The 20570-nt window shown below is 66.6% G+C and carries 19 protein-coding genes; 7 read left to right on the plus strand and 12 right to left on the minus strand.

The genetic code is table 11. From position 1 onward, the window contains the following. Nucleotide 1: 1 nt before the first annotated feature. The gene (locus AK36_RS34060) at nt 2-454 is read left to right on the plus strand and encodes a hypothetical protein (protein WP_174479781.1); all 453 of its coding nucleotides are present in this window, start codon (nt 2-4) and stop codon (nt 452-454) included. A 185-nt stretch (nt 455-639) separates the two neighbouring features. On the opposite strand, the gene AK36_RS08770 is transcribed toward AK36_RS34060, so the two are convergent. From AK36_RS08770 to AK36_RS08780, 3 genes are all read right to left on the minus strand, one after another. Beyond that, a complete protein-coding gene (locus AK36_RS08770; RefSeq protein WP_011881304.1) occupies nt 640-927 on the minus strand; it encodes a putative quinol monooxygenase in 288 nt (95 codons plus the stop codon). Nucleotides 928-1102: 175 nt separating this feature from the next. After that, nucleotides 1103-1639 carry a carboxymuconolactone decarboxylase family protein gene (locus tag AK36_RS08775; RefSeq protein ID WP_011881303.1) on the minus strand — a complete coding sequence of 179 codons (537 nt, stop codon included), beginning with the start codon at nt 1637-1639 and terminating at the stop codon, nt 1103-1105. 272 nt (nt 1640-1911) lie between these two features. Next, the gene (locus AK36_RS08780) at nt 1912-2280 is read right to left on the minus strand and encodes a BON domain-containing protein (RefSeq protein WP_045578290.1); all 369 of its coding nucleotides are present in this window, start codon (nt 2278-2280) and stop codon (nt 1912-1914) included. Between the two features lie 483 nt (nt 2281-2763). Here AK36_RS08780 and AK36_RS08785 point away from each other — a divergent pair, with 483 nt between their 5' ends. From AK36_RS08785 to AK36_RS08800, 4 genes are all read left to right on the plus strand, one after another. Beyond that, on the plus strand, nt 2764-3564 hold the full coding sequence (locus AK36_RS08785) for an SDR family NAD(P)-dependent oxidoreductase (RefSeq protein ID WP_011881300.1): 801 nt from the start codon (nt 2764-2766) through the stop codon (nt 3562-3564). Nucleotides 3565-3620: 56 nt separating this feature from the next. Further along, entirely contained in the window at nt 3621-4382 is a 762-nt protein-coding gene (locus tag AK36_RS08790; RefSeq protein ID WP_011881299.1) for an SDR family oxidoreductase, read from the plus strand. Nucleotides 4383-4426: 44 nt separating this feature from the next. Further along, complete coding sequence (locus AK36_RS08795; RefSeq protein ID WP_045578291.1) at nt 4427-5791, plus strand: FAD-dependent oxidoreductase; 1365 nt, start codon at nt 4427-4429, stop codon at nt 5789-5791. 493 nt (nt 5792-6284) lie between these two features. Then, the gene (locus AK36_RS08800; protein ID WP_045578292.1) at nt 6285-7613 is read left to right on the plus strand and encodes an MFS transporter; all 1329 of its coding nucleotides are present in this window, start codon (nt 6285-6287) and stop codon (nt 7611-7613) included. A gap of 37 nt (nt 7614-7650) precedes the next feature. On the opposite strand, the gene AK36_RS08805 is transcribed toward AK36_RS08800, so the two are convergent. From AK36_RS08805 to AK36_RS08830, 6 genes are all read right to left on the minus strand, one after another. Continuing rightward, nucleotides 7651-8295, minus strand: coding sequence for a response regulator transcription factor (locus AK36_RS08805; protein ID WP_011881296.1), 645 nt, complete (start codon nt 8293-8295; stop codon nt 7651-7653). After that, on the minus strand, nt 8292-10190 hold the full coding sequence (locus AK36_RS08810) for an ATP-binding protein (RefSeq protein ID WP_041494056.1): 1899 nt from the start codon (nt 10188-10190) through the stop codon (nt 8292-8294). The genes AK36_RS08805 and AK36_RS08810 overlap by 4 nt, the downstream gene beginning before the upstream one ends. Before the next feature lie 31 nt (nt 10191-10221). Beyond that, complete coding sequence (locus AK36_RS08815) at nt 10222-10602, minus strand: response regulator transcription factor (RefSeq protein ID WP_034194847.1); 381 nt, start codon at nt 10600-10602, stop codon at nt 10222-10224. A 157-nt stretch (nt 10603-10759) separates the two neighbouring features. Beyond that, nucleotides 10760-11791 (minus strand): LysR family transcriptional regulator, encoded by a 1032-nt coding sequence (locus tag AK36_RS08820; protein WP_034194846.1) that lies wholly within the window; start codon nt 11789-11791, stop codon nt 10760-10762. A 254-nt stretch (nt 11792-12045) separates the two neighbouring features. Next, nucleotides 12046-12864, minus strand: coding sequence for a hypothetical protein (locus AK36_RS08825; protein WP_224383354.1), 819 nt, complete (start codon nt 12862-12864; stop codon nt 12046-12048). 183 nt (nt 12865-13047) lie between these two features. Beyond that, nucleotides 13048-13860 carry an AraC family transcriptional regulator gene (locus AK36_RS08830; RefSeq protein WP_045578294.1) on the minus strand — a complete coding sequence of 271 codons (813 nt, stop codon included), beginning with the start codon at nt 13858-13860 and terminating at the stop codon, nt 13048-13050. Nucleotides 13861-13978: 118 nt separating this feature from the next. Here AK36_RS08830 and AK36_RS08835 point away from each other — a divergent pair, with 118 nt between their 5' ends. Together AK36_RS08835 and AK36_RS08840 are read left to right on the plus strand one after the other, a co-directional pair. Beyond that, entirely contained in the window at nt 13979-14638 is a 660-nt protein-coding gene (locus AK36_RS08835) for a glutathione S-transferase family protein (RefSeq protein WP_045578295.1), read from the plus strand. Nucleotides 14639-14841: 203 nt separating this feature from the next. Further along, nucleotides 14842-16326 carry an aminotransferase class V-fold PLP-dependent enzyme gene (locus tag AK36_RS08840; protein WP_045578296.1) on the plus strand — a complete coding sequence of 495 codons (1485 nt, stop codon included), beginning with the start codon at nt 14842-14844 and terminating at the stop codon, nt 16324-16326. Between the two features lie 89 nt (nt 16327-16415). On the opposite strand, the gene glyA is transcribed toward AK36_RS08840, so the two are convergent. From glyA to AK36_RS08860, 3 genes are all read right to left on the minus strand, one after another. Then, the gene (gene glyA, locus AK36_RS08845; protein WP_045578297.1) at nt 16416-17663 is read right to left on the minus strand and encodes a serine hydroxymethyltransferase; all 1248 of its coding nucleotides are present in this window, start codon (nt 17661-17663) and stop codon (nt 16416-16418) included. 536 nt (nt 17664-18199) lie between these two features. Then, a complete protein-coding gene (locus AK36_RS08855; protein WP_224383355.1) occupies nt 18200-18631 on the minus strand; it encodes a 2-oxoglutarate dehydrogenase in 432 nt (143 codons plus the stop codon). 57 nt (nt 18632-18688) lie between these two features. Beyond that, complete coding sequence (locus AK36_RS08860; RefSeq protein WP_045578300.1) at nt 18689-20548, minus strand: S10 family serine carboxypeptidase-like protein; 1860 nt, start codon at nt 20546-20548, stop codon at nt 18689-18691. Nucleotides 20549-20570: the final 22 nt, after the last annotated feature.

Here is a 20570-nt window from a genome sequence, read left to right on the forward strand (position 1 = left end):
GATGCGTGCAGGCATCGCGGCCGTCGCTGGCCCGGTTCATCGCACAGCCGGGCCAGCGTTTCGCAGCGGTCGGCAACTGCTTTTTCCTTCCATTGCAGAAACTCTTACTCGCCATCTGCGGCTACTCGACCGCCGGGCGACCGACGACAATCCGGATGACCGTTGCGACCGCGTAAGCGCGTTCGCTTCTTCCTCTCGAGGCATGGCGATCATGTTGAATGCGTTGTCGACCCTTCTCGTCGGCGAGCTGCTCCTGCCGGGCCTCCTGATCTGGAAAGGCGGACCATCGCCGGAGTTCGAAGGATTCGAGCAAAAGCCTGCTGTCGTGGCTCGCCATGTTGTTCGTGCCCGCGGCTACCGGGCGATGACGGCTTTCGATCAGTTGGCGACAGACTGGCTCATGCAGCGGCTCAGCAACGCTCGCGACAAAACGGAATCCAGACATGACCTCTGACCTCGCGCCCGCATAGGCGGTGTTGCAGCAGCAACCTCTCTAGGGGCTGCTCGCGACATTGATCGCATATCTGCTCAGGCTGTCCGTGAATCAGGCGCGCGCCGCGGTCCCGCTTCCATCGCCACAATGAATAACGGCGGCCGGAAATCCGGCCGCCGTCCGTTTCAGAACCGATCTCGACGAGCTCAAATCAGCTTCTCGAGCAACACGACTTGGAGCGTCGCCTTACCGTCGAGCGCACGCGCCAGCGTCTGGAATGCCGGCGCTTCGCCATGCACGTGCAGCGCATGCTCGTCCCGCCAACGCTCGATCATCGTGAAGCGATGAGACGCGTCGCGGTGTCGATGCAGCTCGTACTGCTCGCACCCGTCTTCGTTTCGAACGGCCGGTACTGCCGCCAACAGCGCATCTTCCACCGCCGCGACGTGTCGCGGATCTGCGGTAATCGTGGCAACCACATACTGCTTCGACATCGATGGCCTCCATTCGCCACTGGATCGTTTCGTGCGCGAGCGCGCGCGTTGCATCGCTTCAGAACGCAGCGACGGCGAGCATTCCGCACGACACGCAGCTGCGTCGCGATATCGGAGCGCACCAGCTCGCGAGCACGGCGTCATGCCGTGCAAATCGAGCCGGATACGCACGCACTCAGTCGACCGCCGGAAAATCCAGCGTCGTGTCGTTCACACGGTTCACCAGATTCGTGAACGTGATCGATGTGACGACCAGGATCGTCTCGATCACCTGGCGCTCCGTGAACCCTGCTTCCAGCACTGCGTCGAGCACGGCAGCGGGCACCGTATCGCGGCTCGTCACGATCGAGCGCACGAACGCGAGCAACGCATCGCGGCGCGCATCGCCGGTCGCGTGGCCGGCGCGGATCTGCTTCATCGCGTCCGGCGCGAGGCCGGCCATCTTGCCGATCATCGTATGGGCGGCCAGGCAGTAATCGCAGCCGGACAGCGCGCTGACTGCGAGGCGCACCGCCTCGACATCGGCCTGCTCCAGCGAACTTGCGGCGATCGCGGCGTCGACGTTCAGCATCGCCGCGAGACCGGCCGGACTGTGCGTGCCGATGGTCGCGTAGGCGTTCGGGACCTTGCCGATCGCGGCCTTGATCTGGTTGAACACGACTGCGGTTTCGCCGGTTGCTTCCGACGGCTTCAAAGTAGTCAAGCGGGTCATATATATATCTCACTAGGCTGGATAATCGGGAGCCGCCCGATGAAGGTCGGCGCAATAGCGCGGAGCGCGGGCCAATGCCCGCATTCCGAGCCTTTACTGCGGATCAAACGTGACAAGGATCGAATACGCGCCATCGCGCAATACCGATTTTTCCTTGCACTCTTGTCGTCGAAGCTGATATCGACTTCGTCGTCACGTGCACATGGCAGACATCGCTTTGAATCGATCTCGCGCACCAACATGTGAATCGACACCCACGTGTGCGAGCGAAATCACCGGCCCGGTTCGCCCGGCACCAGGTTGTTCACGACGGACGTCACGCCCGCGACGCGCGACGCGCTGTCGCCGGCGAGCTGCACCTGTTCGCTGTCGGGCACGTATCCGGTCAGCGTCACGACGCCATGGCGGACCAGCACCCGCGCATTCACCGCGTTCAGCCCTTTCGTTTTCGACAACGCCCAAACGATTTTCCGCGACAGCGCCCGATCGGCAGCGCGTTCGGTCTTTCGTTCGGCCTTCTTCACTTCTTTCTGACTGACGACCGCATCAGAAGACGGAGCGGCATCCTGTTCCGCTGCATGGGCGGACACGCCGAAAGCCAAATACGTTACGTACAGTACCGACGCGACAATCTTCTTCATCACAGGCTCCTCAAAAGACGTTGGTGGAAATTCGACAAGGGCTGAAACCCGAACGAATGGTAGACAAGCGCCTACCCGCGCTCAATGGTGTATGTCCGAAAACAGCATTCACGCATCGATGATGGTCTGCCGCGCCCGCCCAAACGGCCGCTCTATACCTGCGTATAGGTGCGTTGAATGGTTGGAGCCGGTGCGAATACACCATGACGACGCCACGCGGCTCATCGGAAAGGCGTCGCTACACGCGATTGCGCCCGCCGAGCTGGCCGAACTGCGTGCGCCGATCCAGTATTCATGCTGGATGAATTGAGTTTATGGGCGGGGCTCGTTGATCGACCCGCCATACGACTCATACACTGCATCGCACTACCTCGACACGAACGAGGAAGCGCATGCAGCACCGAGCCACCGGCATCACGCAAGCGGCTCATGCGCTTCCCCGGCCCGTGTCGAGCACTTCGACACCCTCACCGGAGCAACAGCATGACGCAAGCACATCAAGGCACCGCACTCATCACCGGCGCATCGTCGGGCATCGGCGCGATCTATGCGCAACGGCTCGCACGCCGCGGCTTCGATCTCGTCCTCGTCGCCCGCAATCGCGACCGGCTCAACGACTTCGCCAAGCGCATCACCGACGACACGCAGCGCAACGTCGAAGTGATCGCCGCCGACCTCGGCGATCCTCGCGCGCTCGCCGAGATCGAAGCGAAGCTGCGCACCGACGCGAGCATCACGATGCTGGTGAACAACGCCGGTGTCGGCACGCACAAGCCGCTGCTCGAAAGCGACGTCGACGCCATGACGCGCATGATCGACCTAAACGTCACCGCGCTGACGCGTCTGACCTATGCCGCCGCACCGGGCTTCGTCGCGCGCGGTCACGGCGCGATCATCAACATCTCGTCGATCGTCGCGATCGGCCCCGAGCTGCTGAACGGCGTGTACGGCGGCAGCAAGGCGTTCACGCTCGCCTTCACGCAGTCGCTGCATCACGAGCTCGCCGACAAAGGCGTGCAGGTGCAGGCCGTTCTGCCCGGCGCGACGGCCACCGAGTTCTGGGACAACGGCGGCCTGCCGCTCGACAACCTACCGAAGGAGATCGTGATGTCGGCGTCCGACCTCGTCGACGCCGCGCTGACCGGCTTCGACCGTCACGAGCTGGTCACGATTCCGTCGCTGCACGCAGCGGAAGAATGGGATGCCTACGACGCCGCCCGTCGCGTCATGACACCCCATCTGTCGAACAGCACCGTCGCCGCACGTTACGCCGTCACGCACTGACCTCGGTCATCCAACTTCGCAACCGCTCAAGTCAATCATTCAAAGGAACCACGATCATGAAACTCACCGGTAACACCATCTTCATCACCGGCGGTACCTCGGGCATCGGCCGCGCACTCGCTGAAAACCTTCATCGGCGCGGCAACAAGGTGATCGTCGCCGGGCGTCGCCGCGCCCTGCTCGACGAGATCGCCGCCGCGAATCCGGGCATCGACACGGTGGAGCTGGACGTCGGCGACGCGCAGCAGATCGAGCGCGTCGCACGCCAGCTGATCGCCGACTATCCAACCTTGAACGTCCTCGTCAACAACGCGGGCATCATGCCGTTCGACGATGCCGCCGGTGCGCTCGACGATGCCCAGGCCGTGCGGCTCGTGAACACCAACCTGCTCGGCCCGGTGCGCCTGAGCGCCGCGCTCGTCGAGCATCTGAAGGCGCAACCGGAGTCGTACATCATCAACAACAGCTCCGTTCTCGCCTACGTGCCGCTTGCGTCCACCGCGCTCTACTCGGCCACCAAGGCGGCGATTCACTCGTACACGCTGTCGCAGCGCTTCGCATTGCGCGACACGAGCGTGCGGGTGCTCGAAATCGCGCCGCCGTGGGTCGATACGGACCTCGTCCACAAGAGCGGCGATCCGCGCGCGATGCCGCTCGACGCGTTCATCGCGGAGACGATCCAGCGTCTCGAAACCGCGACGACCGAAGTCGTGGTCGAGATCGCACAGCCGCTGCGCAACAACGTCGGCCCGAACGAGCATGCATTCGTCGAGCAGTTCAATCAGGCGCTCGCGGAAAACCCCATTCCGGTCGCGTGAGTCCTCGCGGATTCGATCTTTTGGACAACCTGAGGAGTCGCGTCATGGAAAGCCCCAAACAATACGAGTATCTGTTCCTCGGCGGCGGCAAGGGCGGCAAGTCGCTGGCGATGGATCTCGCGCGTAGCGGCAAGCGCGTGGCCATCATCGAGCGCGGGATGATCGGCGGTTCGTGCATCAACGTCGCCTGCATTCCGAGCAAGACGCTGATCCAGAATGCCCGCAACATGCATGCGTGGCGCTCGGCCGACGCGACGGCGCATCCGGTGGCCGACATGGCGCGGGTCCACGCGAACGTCCGCGCCGTGGTCGACGGGATGGTCGACGTCAACCGCCGCGCGTTCGAGCAGTCCGGCCTCGATCTGGTGATCGGCTCCGGCCGCTTCGTCGCGCCGCGGCGCATCGCCGTGCGCGCCGCCGACGGCAGCGAGCAGCTGTTCGAAGGCGAGAACGTCTACATCAACACCGGCACCGTGGCGACGATCCCCGACGTGCCGGGGCTGCGCGACGCCGCTCCGCTGACCCACGTCGAGGCGCTCGGCCTCGACGTGCTGCCGGCACGGCTGATCGTCATCGGCGGCGGCTACATCGGCCTCGAGATGGCGCAGGCGTTCCGGCGTCTCGGCAGCGAAGTCGTCGTGATTCACGACGCGCCGCGCGTCGCGGTTCGCGAGGACGAGGACGTCAGCATCGAGATCCAGAACGCGTTCGAAGCCGACGGGATCGCGTTGCGGCTGTCTGCACGCATTGCCAGCGTGGAGGGCCGATCGGGCACCGGTGTCACGGTCGCGCTCGCCGACGGCACGACCGTCGAAGGCAGCCATCTGCTGGTGGCGACGGGCCGGCGCCCGGTCACCGACGACCTCGGCCTCGATCTGGCCGGCGTCGAGCGCGACGCGCGCGGCTTCATCGAGGTCGACGACACGCTGGCGACCACCGCGCAACGCACCTGGGCGATCGGCGAAGTGGCCGGCACGCCGATGTTCACGCATGCGTCGTTCGACGACTATCGCGTGCTGAAAGCCGGCATCGACGGACGCGGCGGCACCACGGCGTCGCGGGTGATTCCGTACGCGTTGTTCACCGATCCGGAGCTGGCGCGCATCGGTCTGAACGAAACGGACGCCAAAGCGCGCAACACGCCGGTCATCGTCGCGAAACTGCCGATGGCAGCCGTGCCGCGCGCGCGCACCAACGGCACCACGCGCGGCTTCATGAAGGCGCTCGTCGCACCCGACAGCGGCCAGATCCTCGGCTTCACGATGGTCGGCTCGGGCGCGGGCGAAGTGATGTCGGCCGTGCAGATGGCGATGATCGGCAAGCTGCCTTATACGTCCGTGCGCGACGCGATCCTCGCTCACCCGCTTCTCGCCGAAGGGCTGAACCTGCTGTTCGCGACGATCAAGTAAGCCGACGGCCGGGTTTTCCCGGCCCATCGTGCCGGCCACGCCGGCCGCCGATGCCGTCGCGACGCGTCCTGCGTCGCGACGGCATCGGCGCGTCCGCGCGCCTTCCACGGCCCGGATCGAAGCAACTGCACTTAGCGCGCTCGCGCCGATACGATCCGGTAGAATCCGCGGGCGAGTTCGAATGGCGCGCCGTCGCTCCCATCGATTGGGACGTCGTCGGCGCGTGCGCCATTTCGAACTCCGAGAAAAACATGCCTTCGCCGACACCGATGCTCCGCTGCGGGCGCGTTGCCGGATCGCGGGCGAGGTCGCCGTTCTTCCACTCGCATCCAGTACCCGGCTGTGCTTCGTTGCCCACGCGAACGACGCGCACGCGCGGCTGTGCGTCGTGGCGCGGACACCTGAATTGCTGTTGGCATTCGACATCGACGACCGGAGGCATTGCCATGGACAGATTGACGCAGCCGTTCTCGCAGAGCAACGGGGGAACCTCTTGGATCTGAACGCGACGCGCTCGTCCGATCATCCGGTCGACGGCGGCGACTCGAACGACGCGGCGCGGGAAACGCGCATTTCGCGGCATCTTGCGCTGCGCATCCTGCCGATCTTCATGTTCGCGTACGTGGCCGCCTACGTCGACCGCATCAACGTCAGCTTCGCGAAACTGCAGATGGTGGTCGATCTGGGTTTCAGCGACGCGGTGTTCGGCTTCGGCGCAGGTACGTTCGCGCTGGGCTACGTCGTGTTCGAGGTGCCGAGCAACATGATCCTGCAGCGGGTCGGCGCGAAGCGCTGGCTCACGCGCATCATCCTGTCGTGGGCGATCGTTTCGGCGTTGACCACGTTCATCGCGACGCCCAAGCAGTTCTACGTGATGCGCTATCTGCTCGGCGTCGCGGAGGCCGGGCTCGTACCGGGCATCGTCTACTACATCTCGCAGTCGTTCCCGCGATACCACCGTGCGCGGGTGCTGTCGACGTTCTACGCGGCGCTTCCGCTGTCCGGGCTGATCGGCTCGCCGTTGAGCGGCTTCATCATGGAATACTTCGACGGCATCGCCGGGCTGTCCGGATGGAAATGGATGCTGGTCGTCGAGGCGCTGCCGGCGTTCGTCGCGGCGCTGCTCTGCTGGAAGTATCTCGAGGACGACGTCACCCAGAGCCGCCACGAGAGCGAGGCCGACCGCGCGTACCTCAGCCGCACGCTCGCCCAGGATCGGGCGCTGGCCGCATCGGCGTCCAACGACCAGATGTTCGCCAGCTGGATTTTCTGGACCTTCGGCGTGATCTACTTCCTCGACGTGTTCGGCATTTACGGCTACACGCTATGGGCGCCGACGATGATCAAGTCGCTCGGCGTCGGAAGGGATTTCGTCATCGGGCTGATCGCAGCGCTGCCGAATGCGGTCGCGATGATCGTGATGATCACGGTCGGACAAAGCGCGGATCGTCACCGCGACCGGCGCCTGCATACGGCCGCGCTGTTCCTGCTCGCCGCGGCGGGGCTCATGCTCGCGCTGGTCTGGCACGGCAACCTGTGGCTGACCGTGCTCGCGCTGTGCATCGCCAACGCCGGGTTGCTGTCCGTGCCGCCGGTGTTCTGGGGAATGCCGACGGCGGTGCTCGGCCCCAGCAATGCGGCCAGCGGCATCGCGTGGATCAGCGCGATCGGCAACATCGGCGGCTTTTTCGGTCCGTACGTGGTCGGCGTGCAGAAGCAGTCGTCGGGCAGCTTCGCGCTGCCCGTATCGTGCATGATCGTGTGCCTGCTGGCCGGCCTGGGTCTCACGCTGGTGCTGCCCAAACATATCGTGAACCGATAAGCCGCAGCGCCTCGTGCAGGCGCGGCGGCCGGCAGCGTTACTCCGCCGCGGGATCGAGCCCCAGCGCTTGTGCGCCGAGCACGAATTCGGGCAGCGTTCGCGCGCCCATCTTGCGCATCGCGTGGCCGCGATGGATCTTCACGGTGATTTCGCTGAGCCCCATCTCCGCGGCGATCTGCTTGTTGAGCAGGCCGCTCACCACGTACTTCATCACCTCGCGCTCGCGCGGCGTCAACGTGCCGTAGCGGCGGCGAACGTCGGCGAGGCGACCGTCCGACTTGCGGCGCTTCTCGTCCTTCAGCAACGCATTCTGGACGACGTCCAGCATGTCCTGATCGCGGAACGGCTTCGACATGAAGTCCAATGCGCCGTTCTTCATCGCCTTCACCGACATGGCGACGTCGCCGTGCGCCGTGATGAAGATGATCGGCAACTGAAGATCGCCGGCGACGATCTGCTCCTGCAACGCGAGGCCGCTTTGGCCTTTGAGCCGGACGTCGAGAATCAGGCAGCTCGGCACATCGCGCTTGTCGAAATCGAGAAACTCCTGGGCCGACCCGAACAGCTCCACGCCGAGGCCGACGGAGCGAAACAGCCGGCCAAGCGCGTTGCGCATCGAGTCGTCGTCGTCGACGACATACACGACGGAGTTCGTTGCGATGAGATCGGGACCGTTGCTCATGGCTGCGTGATTCCTTCGACTGGTAGAACGAACTGCATCGATGTCCCCTCGTTTTCTTGTGATTCGGCCCAGATGCGGCCACCATGCCCTTCGACGATCGAACGGCAGATCGACAGGCCCATTCCCATGCCTTCCTTCTTGGTCGTGAAGAACGGCGTAAACAGCGAATCGGCGTCCTGCGTCTTGATCCCGTGGCCGGAGTCTTCCACCGTGATCTGCGCGTTCGCGCCGTCGACGAGCCGCGTCGACACGGCCAGCGTGCGCCTGGGGCCGGCGACGCCGCTCATCGCCTGCACGGCGTTCATCAGCAGATTGATGATCACCTGCTGCAACTGCACGCGGTCGCCCCGCACCCACAGCGACGGCTGGCAGCTCTGCGCGACTTCGACGCCGTGGCTCTGCAGCTCGCGGCGCATCAGATCCATCGATTGCTCGACGATCGACGTGACGTCGACGAGCGTATCGTCGCGGTCGTTGCGCTTCGCCATCGCGCGGATCTGACGAATGATATCGGTAGCGCGCCGCGCGTCGTCGGTCATTTGTTCGATCGAGTCGCGCACTTCGTCGAGATCCGGCACGTCGTGATTCAGCCAGCGAAGCCCGGCCTCGCCCGACGTCACGATCGCGGCCAACGGCTGCGTGACCTCGTGCGCGATCGACGCCGCGAGTTCGCCGAGCATCGTGACGCGCGTGACATGGGCCAGTTCCGCGCGCGAGCGCTCGAGCGCCTGCTCGGCCTGCCGGCGCGCCTCGATGTCGGTATTGACGCCGTACCAGCGGCGAATCCGGCCGTCCGCGTCGCGCAACGGCGCCGCGCCGATGATCATGCAACGATACTCGCCGCTGCCGAGCTGGACGCGCGCCGTCACCTCGAACGGGCTGCCGGACGAAATCGCATCGTGCCAGGCCGCCTCGAGCGTCGCGATGTCGTCGGGATGGACGATGTCGCGCCACACGTCCGCGCCGTCGCGGGTTCTGACGTCGTAATCGGTCCAGCGGCGATTGAGGTACAGCAGGCGGCCGTCTTCCGCCGTGCTCCACACCATCGCAGGGATCGCATCGATCGTGGCCACCAGCTCTTCCTTCTGGCGGCGCAGCTCGGCTTCCAGCGACTTCGCCTGCGTGATGTCGCTGTCGGTCGACAGAATCGCGACCGGCTGGCCCGACTTGTCGCGCGACACGATCCAGCGGCTGGAGATCAGCACCGTCTCGCCGTTCTTGCGCGTGCGCGTCAGCTCCCCTTGCCAGCAACCTTCGCGGATCGTCGTGTCGATCAGCTCGGCGATCGGCGCGGCGGCGGCCGTCTGCGTCAGCTCGTGGAACGCCGCGCCGAACGCTTCCGGCGCGCGCCATCCGTACAGACGCTCCGCGCCCTTGCTCCAGAAGCGGACGCGCCCGTCGAGGCCGTACACGACGATCGCGTCGTGCGTGAGGTTGAGCAGATCGACCTGGTTCTGCAGCATGGCCCGGCTGCTCTGATTGCGCAACGCGAGCGCCGACACCGTCACGATCGCTATGACGCTGACGATGCAGCGCGCGAGCGAACTGACCGCGATCTGATCGCTTTGCGCGAGCAGGAAGCCGAGCACGGTCAGCGACACGCAGGCCCACGCCGTGCCGACGGTGACCGTCGTGGACGCCACCGACGCAACCAGCAGCACCACCACGACGTACAGCACGGCGACCGCGACGTCGACCGGCGCGAACGCGTCGACGAGGAACACCGCGAGACCCAGCGCGATCGCGACCGCGTACACCGCGCGCGGGCTGGTGCGCAGCTGGGCGTCGACATTGGGGCCGAGCGCGGACGCAGGCACCGCCGCAAGCTCGGGCGGCGCAATGATGTGGTCCACACGTACGCCGCGACCCTCGCTCATCTGGCGATTGCTATCCATATCTCGTGACTCGGTAAAAACGGATTTCGGATTACTGGGGGCCGCTGTTCGCGCCGACGTCCTCGAGGCGCTCCTGGATCTGCGCCGGGTCGACCGGTTTGCTGAACACGCAGATCGCGCCGAGCTTCATCGCCTGCTCGCGCGTTGCGTCGGATGGGAAAGCCGTGATGAAGATCACGGGAGGCGCCGGTCCGCGCTCGAGAAGGGCCGCATACATCTCCAAGCCGGTGATGCCCTTCATATGCACGTCGGAGATGATACACGCGACGTCGCCGATCGGATCGGCGTCGAGGAACGCCTCGGCGGACTCGTAGACGCGCACGTCCCAGCCCAGCGAGCGGACGAGACTGCGCGTCGCCCGACGGACGGACCGGTCATCATCGACGATGGAAACAATACCTCGGTTCGGCATACCAGCGGTCCTTGACCTTCAATTCAGAAAAATGGCGAGATCGCGCATTCGAGGTCCGCGGGCTCGACCGCATCCTATGCCGCCGGCATCGGCTCGAAAACTATACTTCGGTATAACGCCGCGCCCGAACCGCATGCCGTCGCCTCGTCAGCGCGGCTCACGCCGTGGCCGACAGCGGCTGGAAGCCCGCTGTAATGAACGGCCGCTCGCTGTTGTTGCGCTCGCTGTTCGGCGTCCAGTACGGTGCCGCGTCGCGCCCGCCGTTCGGCGCCGACGTGTGGTCGAAGCTGGCGATTTCCAGATCGCGAAGCTGCGTCTGCATCCAGTCGATGAACGCGCGGATCGACATCGGCACCTGGCGTCGATCCGGATACAGCACCGAAATCGGCAGCGGCGGCGGGCCGTACTCGCCGAGAATGCTGACGAGCGTGCCCTTCGCCAACTCCTCCGCGACCATCCGTTCGCTCACCTGCGCGATGCCGACGCCTTCGACCGCGTATCGAACGGCCGAACGCACGTCATTGACGGAAATGCGCTCCGCCAGCTTGAGCCGCGTCTCGGCGCCGTCCACCGTGTAACGGAACTCGCGGACCGGACCGAAGCGCCGCGGCGTGTAATGGATCACGTCGTGGCAATGGAGGCTGTCGGGGTCGACGGGCGTGCCGCGCGCCTTCAGATAGTCGGGGCTCGCCACCGTCACCGCATGGAAGTGCCCGACGCGCCGGCTGCGCAGCGACGAGTCGGCCAGCTGGCCGACCACGACCGCGCAGTCGACGCCGTTCGCGATCAGGCCGTCCGCGTCGCCGCCGACGTCGACCCGCAAGCCCACTTCCGGATGGTTCGCGCGGAACACCGGCAGGAACGGCAACACCGAATGCGCGACTTCCTGATCGAGATCCACCGCCAGCCGGCCGCGCGCGATCTTCCCGGCGCCGCTCAGTTGCTGCTGCATCAGCTCGATCTCGCCGAGAATGCGCTGGCAGTGCTCCTGATACTGCTCGCCCTCCGTGGTGAGCCGGACACAGCGCGTGGAGCGCTGCAGCAGCGTTGCGCCGAGATGCTCCTCGAGCCGGCGCACCAGCGTGCTGGCCGATGCCGCGCTGATGCCGAGCATCTCGGCCGCCGCGGTGAAGCTGCCCAGGCGCGCGACCTGGCTGAACACTGACATCGCATGCAGGGTACGGTCCATGCTGTTCTCCGGAATTCGTTGCGGTAGAAGGATTGATGTGAAGTCTAGAGAACAGTCGGGCCGCGCAATATCACCAGATGGGAGTTCGCGCCTTATACGATGGTGTTAGGGCGCGCACCGCGGATGGCGTGCGGCGGGGGTTCGGGGGCGTGGCCAGAGGGTGGCGGGATGGGTCGGGCGGGACGCGCCGGGCGTGCTGCGGCGCGCTAGAGAACATCGGCACGCGCGGCCAGCCGGCCGCGCACGAAAGACCACTACTTCGACAAACTCAGATTCTTCGACAGCACCGCGCCGCTTGCGGGGTTCACCAGCGAAATCGTGTCGATATCCAGGTACAGCCGCGACGTGTGGGTCGTGATGTCGGTCGGCTCGTCGTCGGTCGGCTCCGCGTGCTCGACGTGTTCGGTCAGATACGGTTGCACCAGCCGGCCCGACAGCGCGATCGCGAATTCGCCGTGCGTTTGCGCGTACGCGGCGGACGAAAGCCGCACGCGCCCGCGCACGGTGGTCTTCCCGCCTTTGCCGGGATCGAGCTCGATGATGTCGATCCGCTGGATATAGCCTTTCGCTTTAGCCTCGGCGGCGATCACCAGCCCGCGCCCGCGCGGCCCCGTGATGGCCTTCCTGAGCAGGATGCCGGTGCGGCCTTCGCCATCGGCGTTGACCATGTCGACGTCCACCGTCAGCAGACGCTGCTGCGTCTGATACCGCAGCCCATACGTGGCCGGCACGAGGAACGTCACCTTGCGATCCAGGCCGATCGCGGCCAGCTCGGGGTTCGCGCGATGCTTGTCGCCGCCCGGGATCAGGCGGCGGACGCGATCGCCCAGCGACGCCGGCGTGCTCGCGAGATGCCGCTGCGCGAGCGCGTCGCGGATCGCAACGGGATCGTCGCCGACGACACGCGCCGGGGCCGACGGCTCGCGCGCGCCGGCCGGCGAGGCGTGTGCCGCGTGTGGCGGGCGCGCCGGCTCAACGACGCGCTCGGCCGCCGCATATGTCGCGGTCGGGGCCAGCATCAGCGCCGCCATCGGCACGCACAGCACCCGCAGCAGATCCAGACGACCCAACATGGAATTCCGGTGAAACACGACAAGCTCCCGATTTTGTGGCGAAACGCCCGGCCGGGCGGCAGTGGCCGACCGGCAACGCGACCGTAGCGCGCAGACTACGCGAATCGACGACGCGCGAACAGCGCCCCGACGTGCATGATGCAACGGCTTCCCGTTGCGCGTCGCGAAGCCGCCGCTGCCCCGTCACGCATGCCCGTCGTCGCGCCGATATTCGGCCGGCGCCTTGCCGACCAGCTTGCGAAAATCGCGCGTGAAATGCGCCTGGTCGAAATACCCGAGCGAATGGGCGAGTTCCGCGAGATCGACCGGCTCGCCGCCCGCGAGCCGGTCGGCGGCCTCGTGCAGACGATAACGACAAATCACCCATTTCGGCGTCACGCCCACGTAGCTGGAAAAGAGCTGCTGCAGCGTGCGCTCGCTCAACCCCGCACGCTCGGCGAGATCGCGCACCTGCGTGAGCGCCGCGTCCTGCTGCAGCAACCGCAGAATCGCATCGATGCGCTCGACCTGCGGATCGGCCGGCGGCAGCGCGCGCAACAGCAGCGCCTCCGCGGCGGCAACCATCGCCGCATCGTCGCCGGCGCCGAGCACGGCGTTCTCGGCGTCGGCCTCGTCGAGCCCGAGCGTCGACACCGGCAACACCTTGTCCGTCATCAGGTGCACCGGCTTGCCGAAGAACGCGCGGAACGCGCCCGGCCGGAACCGCAGCCCGAGCACGCGTCCCGCGCCGACGAGCGTCGTCTCGAACGCGCCGGACACCACGCCGAAGATGCCCGTGCGCCGGGGATCGAACACGAGATTCACGCACGGATACGGCAGCGTACGCTGCACGTGCGGCGGCTGATCGCGCAAGTCCCACTCGACGATCCAGTGGTGGTCCAGCACGCCGGCGAGTTCGGCGCGCGGATAGTAGCGATTCAGGCGGAAGCGCTGATTGAGGGCTTTCGGGCCGACGACGCCTTTCGGCGTGTCGGTCACGTGACGCAAGGCGGTCATGGCGACGAACCGTTGGGGTGACCGCGCGATGATGCACCGCCACGGCGGGTTTTTCCAATACGGCGCCGCGCGATCGGCCTACATTGAGCGCTTGTCCCATCCCCCACCGGAGCCCGCGATGCCGCACGACCGCCACCTGACCCTCTATCACTCGCCGCGCAGCCGGTCGGCCGGCGCACGCATGCTGCTCGAAGAGCTCGGCGCCGACTATGAGATCCACGCGTTCGACCTGTCCGCCGGCAAGCAGCACGAACCCGAGTTCCTTCGCCTCAACCCGCTGGGCAAGGTGCCCACGCTGCGCCACGGCGACGTGATCGTCACCGAGCAGACGGCCGTCTATCTGTACGCGGCCGAGCTGTATCCGGAAGCCGGCCTGTCGCCGGCGCCCGGCGATGCGCTGCGCGGCCCGTATCTGCGCTGGATGGCGTTCTACGGTTCGTGCTTCGAGCCGGCCATCGTCGACCGCTCGATGAACCGCGCGCCGGCCGCGTATTCGACGTCGCCGTATGGCGACTTCGACACCGTCGTCGCCGCGATCGGCGCGCAACTGGCCGGCGGCCCGTATCTGCTCGGCGAGCGGTTTACCGCAGCCGACGTGCTGTGGGGCTCGGCGCTGAGCTGGACCACGATGTTCAAGCTGATGCCGGAAACGCCGCCCGTGCGCGCGTATATCGACCGCGTGCTGGCCCGCCCGGCGATCCAGCGCGTGCAGGCCGCAGATGCGGCGCTCGCGGCCGAACAGGATCGGGCGAAGGCGGCAGCCGCGGACGGCCGGTAGCGCGGCGGCGGGCGCGATCGTCGCGGGATGCGCCGCATGCGACGGTCCGTCCGCCGAACCCGCAAGAAAATAAATTCGCCATATTCGATAACGATAAAACGTTATTCCACATCGTTCTGAATCCACGGCTGAATTTGGATCCTTTTTCCCCGCTCACCCTCGTATCATTTCCTCCGTCACGAAAAGAACGAGCCGATCAGCACATGAGCGATACCACCCCGCTGCACTACCTCGACTACGCCGCCACCACGCCCGCCGATCCGCGCGTGATCGAAGCGATGATGGCCTGCCTCGGCGCCGACGGCATCTTCGGCAACCCGGCATCGAGCTCGCACGCCGCCGGCCGGCTGGCGAAGCAGAAGGTCGAGCACGCACGCGCCCAGGTCGCGGCGCTGATCGGCGCGGACGCCGACGAGATCGTCTGGACCTCGGGCGCGACCGAATCGAACAACCTCGCGCTGAAGGGCTACGCGGAAACCGCGACCGGCAAGCGCCACCTGATCACGAGCCGCCTCGAACACAAGGCGATCCTCGACACGACGGCGAACCTGTCGAAGCACGGAATGACGGTCACCTATCTGTCGCCGAACGCCGACGGCGAAATCACCGCCGACGCCGTAGCCGCGGCACTCAGCGCCGATACGGGGCTCGTGTCGCTGATGCTCGTCAACAACGAGCTGGGCACGCTGACCGACATCGGCGCGATCTCGCGCATCGTCCACGCGGCCGGCGCGCTGTTGCACGTCGACGCCGCGCAGGCGCTCGGCAAGACGCCGATCGACGTGCGCGCGCTCGGTATCGACCTGCTGTCGATGTCCGCGCACAAGGTATATGGCCCGAAAGGGATCGGCGCGCTGTTCGTCCGCCGCGACATCGCGGATCGCATCGCGCCGCAGATCCACGGCGGCGGACACGAGCGCGGCCTGCGTTCGGGCACGCTCGCGACGCATCAGATCGTCGGGATGGGCGTCGCGTGTGAATTGGCCGCCGACAAGCTCGAGCGCGAAGCCGCACGGATCGCGGCGCTCAGCGCACGCGTGAAGGACGCGCTGCTCGCGCTCGGCGACATCACGCACAACGCGGCAGCGGCGCGCCGCATTCCGCACACGATGAGCTTCACCGTCGACGTGCCGGGCTTCTTCCCGTTCATGCTCGGCGATGCGCTCGCGGTGTCGTCGACGTCCGCGTGCAACTCGACGAGCGGTGCGCCGTCGCACGTGCTGACCGCGATCGGCCTCGATGCCGCCGCCGCGAGCCGCACGGTGCGCATCAGCTTCGGCCGCTTCACGACGGAACAGGACGCCGAGTTCGCGATCGCGTGTTTCGCTCGCGCGCTCGAACAATGCCGGGCCGCGGCCGCGACCGGCTTCACCGCGTCGCGGCAGATCACGCCGGCCGAGCTGACGGCGATTCGTCATGCGGGCTTCCGTGCGGTGATCTGCAACCGGCCGGACGGCGAAAGCGCCGACCAGCCGGCATTCGACGAGATCGCCGCCGCGGCGCGTGAACTCGGGCTCGATGCGCGCTATCTGCCGGTCGAGCGCGACGGGATCGGCGATGCGCAGGTCGACGCGTTCGGCGCGCTGGTCGATGCGCTGCCGAAGCCGGTGCTCGCGTATTGTCGAAGCGGCAGCCGCTCCGCGCTGCTGTGGAACCGGCTGACCGAGCGCCGCGCGGTCACGGTTTGAACGCGGCCGCGCGGGCCGTGTAATGCGGCCCGCGCATTCGCGCTCGCGGTGTCACCCCAACCGGCGTCCCCGACACACCGGAACGCGCATCACCCGTAGACCGGGAAACGCTTGGTCAGCTCGGCCACTTGCGCGCGCACGCGCTCGAGCGTCGCCGCATCTTCCGGGTTCTCCAGCACGTCCGCGATCAGGTTGCCCACCTGCTCCGCTTCCGCCGGACCGAAGCCGCGCGTCGTCATCGCCGGCGAGCCCAGCCGCACGCCGCTCGTCACGAACGGCTTTTCCGGATCGTTCGGAATCGCGTTCTTGTTCACCGTGATGTGCGCCGCACCCAGCGCCGCTTCCGCCGCCTTGCCCGTGATGTGCTTCGCTCGCAGGTCCACCAGCATCACGTGGCTTTCCGTGCGGCCCGACACGATCCGCAGCCCGCGCTTCACCAGCGTCTCGGCCAGCACCCGCGCGTTCTCCACCACCTTTTGCTGATACGCCTTGAACTCCGGCGACAGCGCTTCCTTGAACGCCACCGCCTTCGCCGCGATCACGTGCATCAGCGGGCCGCCCTGGATGCCCGGGAAAATCGCCGAGTTGATCTGCTTCTCGTACTCCGCCTTCATCAGGATCACGCCGCCGCGCGGGCCGCGCAGGCTCTTGTGCGTGGTCGTCGTCACGAAATCAGCGTGCGGCACCGGGTTCGGATACACGCCCGCCGCGATCAGCCCAGCGTAGTGCGCCATGTCCACCATCAGGTACGCACCGACCGACTTCGCGATCTGCGCCATACGCGCGAAGTCGATCTTCAGCGCGAACGCCGAGGCGCCCGCGACGATCAGCTTCGGCTTGTGCTCCTGCGCGAGCTTTTCCGCCGCGTCGTAATCGATGTCTTCGTTTTCGTTCAGCCCGTAGCTCACCACGTTGAACCACTTGCCCGACATGTTCACCGGCGAGCCGTGCGTCAGGTGCCCGCCGTGCGCGAGGCTCATCCCCATGATCGTGTCACCCGGCTTGAGCATCGCGAAGAACACGCCCTGGTTCGCCTGCGAGCCCGAGTTCGGCTGCACGTTCGCCGCTTCCGCGCCGAACAGCTGCTTCACGCGATCGATCGCCAGCTGCTCGACCACGTCGACGTACTCGCAGCCGCCGTAGTAGCGCTTGCCCGGATAACCTTCCGCGTACTTGTTCGTGAGCTGCGAGCCCTGTGCGGCCATCACGGCCGGGCTCGTGTAGTTTTCCGACGCGATCAACTCGATGTGGTCTTCCTGGCGACGGTTCTCGTTCTGGATGGCGGCCCACAGTTCCGGATCGACGTTCGCGACGGTGCTGGTAGTGCGATTGAACATGATGATGGATCGAAAGAGAGTGATGGATGAACCGCGCAGGCGGCCGTGCCGAGGCGTTCGACGACGTCGACGGCCATGCCGCCGCGCGATGTCGGCTCGGCGGTCATGCGGCATCGCCATTCCAGCAGACGCCGATCGGTTCAGATAGAAGGATTGCGACAATCCGCTAGGACGCCTCGCGCGGCGCGCGGGCCTTTCGCGGAACGAATCATCGCCGGCGACGCGACGTGCAGCGCTCGCGTGGCGGAAACATCAGACATGAACTGCGGCCGGCGGCCGGCGTCGCCGACACGTGCAGGAGTGCAGCACGATGTCGGGCGAGCGGCAGCGGGCGCCCGCGCGCGACGCGAGACACGACCGGACGCGCGCCTCGGGCCGCCGACGTGCGCGACGGCGCGTCGATGAGGAAAGCCGCGGCCGAAGCTGCGCCGCGGCATGCCGGCGGCCGATCGTCGTGGTCGTCGCGCTCGCCACGGCCGGCCGATGCCGTCCCGGCACCGACCGTCGCGCTGCGCCCGCGCAAGACCGCTACGCGGTCACTCGTCGTCCTGCTGCTCCTGCTGCTCCTGCTGCGCCTGCACCTGCCGCTGCTGGATGAACTGCCGCACGTCGCTCATCGTCACGCGGCCGGTATGCTTGGCGTCGATCTCGTCGAAGTGCTTCGCGACGAAGCCGAGCCCGCTGCTCTGCGCCTGCGCCTTCGTCACCGCCGCGCCGTTGCTCAGCACCGTGTTGCCGCCGAGCCGCGCGTCGACGCGCTGCTGCGCCTGTTGCTGCAGCGTCGCGCCGGTCGAAGGCAACACCGGCGCCGCGCGCGTCGACGGAAAGAACGGGCCGTCGACGCCATGCGCGCCGCGCGGCAGCTTCACCGGCGCGACCGCCTGCGGCGGCAGCGCATACGCACCGCTCGTCACGGCGCCGACGACGATCACCGCAGCCATACGCCGCATCAAATTGATTGGAGACATGATCACTCGCATTCGATGGATGAATAGAAGATTCCTCGTTCGCAACGGGTCCGGCGCTTACGGCGCCGCGGCCGCTGCGGCCACCGTCGTCGCGGCGCTCGCGCCCGGCGCGCTGCCGGTCGGCGTGCCGGCCGGGTTCTCGTCCGGCCACGGCGGCGGCAGCGTATGCAGCGTCAGCGCGGTCGGAATCCGCCGGCCCTGATAGAAGATCCTCAGATCGCGCTTCATCTGCGGGCGCGCGACGTCGTCGAGATACGTCATGTGGCCGCCCTGGAAGAAATTCACCTGCAGCTTCGGATTCAAACCCTTCACCGTCTGCAGACGAGCGAGCTGCTTCTCGGTGTTGAAGAACGGCGTCGCCAGATCGTGCAGGCCGTTCTCCGCGAGCACCTGCAGCTTCGGGTTGAGCTGCAGCGCGCCGAGCAGATCGGGGATCGTGTCGGGCATCGGCTGGCCGTCGTGCGAGAAGTCCCACACCTGGATGATGTTGTCGTTCAGCGGCAGGTAGGTCGCGTTCGGCGCGGTATAGCCGAGGTAATCGGGCATCTGCGTCGCGAGCGCGTTCGTGAACGGCTGCGAGATCAGGATGTCCGACGGATCGCCGTCGGTCTGCAAGCGCGGATCGGAATTCGGCAACGACACGCGTCCGTCGTAGCGACCGATCGTCGTGCCGGGCAGCAGGCTCGTGCCGAACGGATTCGCGTTGAAGTAGCCGCGCAGCGCCTGCATCGTGAGGCTCGACGGGATCGACCACAGCCTGAGCGTCGCATCGCTCGGGAACACCGGCGTGCCGAGCGCATCCGGAATGCCGAGCTGGCTGAGCACCCACGACTGCGAATACCGCTGCAGCTGGTTGTAGATCAGCGTGGTGAACAGCTCCGTCTGCAACGCATACAGATACGGATTCACCGGCGTCGGCGACACCTGGTTGAAGTATTCGGCGACGGCCGCGTAGCCGGGCAGGTAACCGGCCACGGTATCGGTGTCGAGCAGCAGCCCGTCGGTCGACTGCGTGATCGCGACCGCTTCCACCGCATCGGCGAAGTAGTTGAGGATCGCCGACTGCAGCACGATGCCGGTCAGGTGCACGCCGGCCGATTCGAGCGCGAGCGCCAGCATGTCGGTGCGCGGCGTGCCGTACGACTCGCCGTACAGGTAGAGCGGCGACGCGCTGCGGCCGTTCACGTTCAGGTAGCGCTGGATGAAGTCGCGCATGATGTTGACGTCCGCGTCCGAGCTCCAGTATTTCTGGTTCGTGTTCGGCAACACGGCTTCGGACAGCCCGGTTCCGGGCGGATCGATGAACACGAGGTCGGTCGTGTCGATCAGGCTCTCCGCGTTGTCGACGAGCGGATAGTTCGGCCAGTTGCTGCCGAACAGCGGGTCGGGCGTCGCGACGCGCGTGGGCGCGAACGAGCCGAGCCGCAGCCAGATCGACGACGAGCCGGGCCCGCCGTTATAGACGAACGTGACGGGCCGCGGCTTGCCGTTCGTGCTGGGCGCGGTGTACGCGACGTACGACATCGACGCTTCCGCATTGCCGTTCGCGTCCTGCGCGGTCAGGTGGCCGGTGGTCGTCGTGTAGTCGATCGTGGTGCCGCCGGACTTCCACTGGTAGTGCATCACGGCCGCCTTCTCCGCGACTTGCGCGGGCGCGAGGCCGTCGGTCGCGTTCATCGAATAGGCGACCGGGTCGACGTACGGCTGGTTCGCCGCCGGCGTCGCATCGCTGCTCGCCTGCTGCGCGGCGGCCTGCTGGCTCGCGGCCGCCTGCGCGAGGCTCGATGCGCCGACCGACGACGAATCGTCGCCGCCGCAGCCCGCCAGCACGAGCGTCGCGACGGTCAATGCGCCTAGCGCGGCCAGCCGGGCGCGGCGTATGGCGCGACTGCGGGTACTGCTGCTGTCTGGTTTCATCTCTGTCCTTTGTGTCGGGTTG

This window comes from Burkholderia vietnamiensis LMG 10929, assembly GCF_000959445.1.
Lineage (GTDB): Bacteria > Pseudomonadota > Gammaproteobacteria > Burkholderiales > Burkholderiaceae > Burkholderia > Burkholderia vietnamiensis.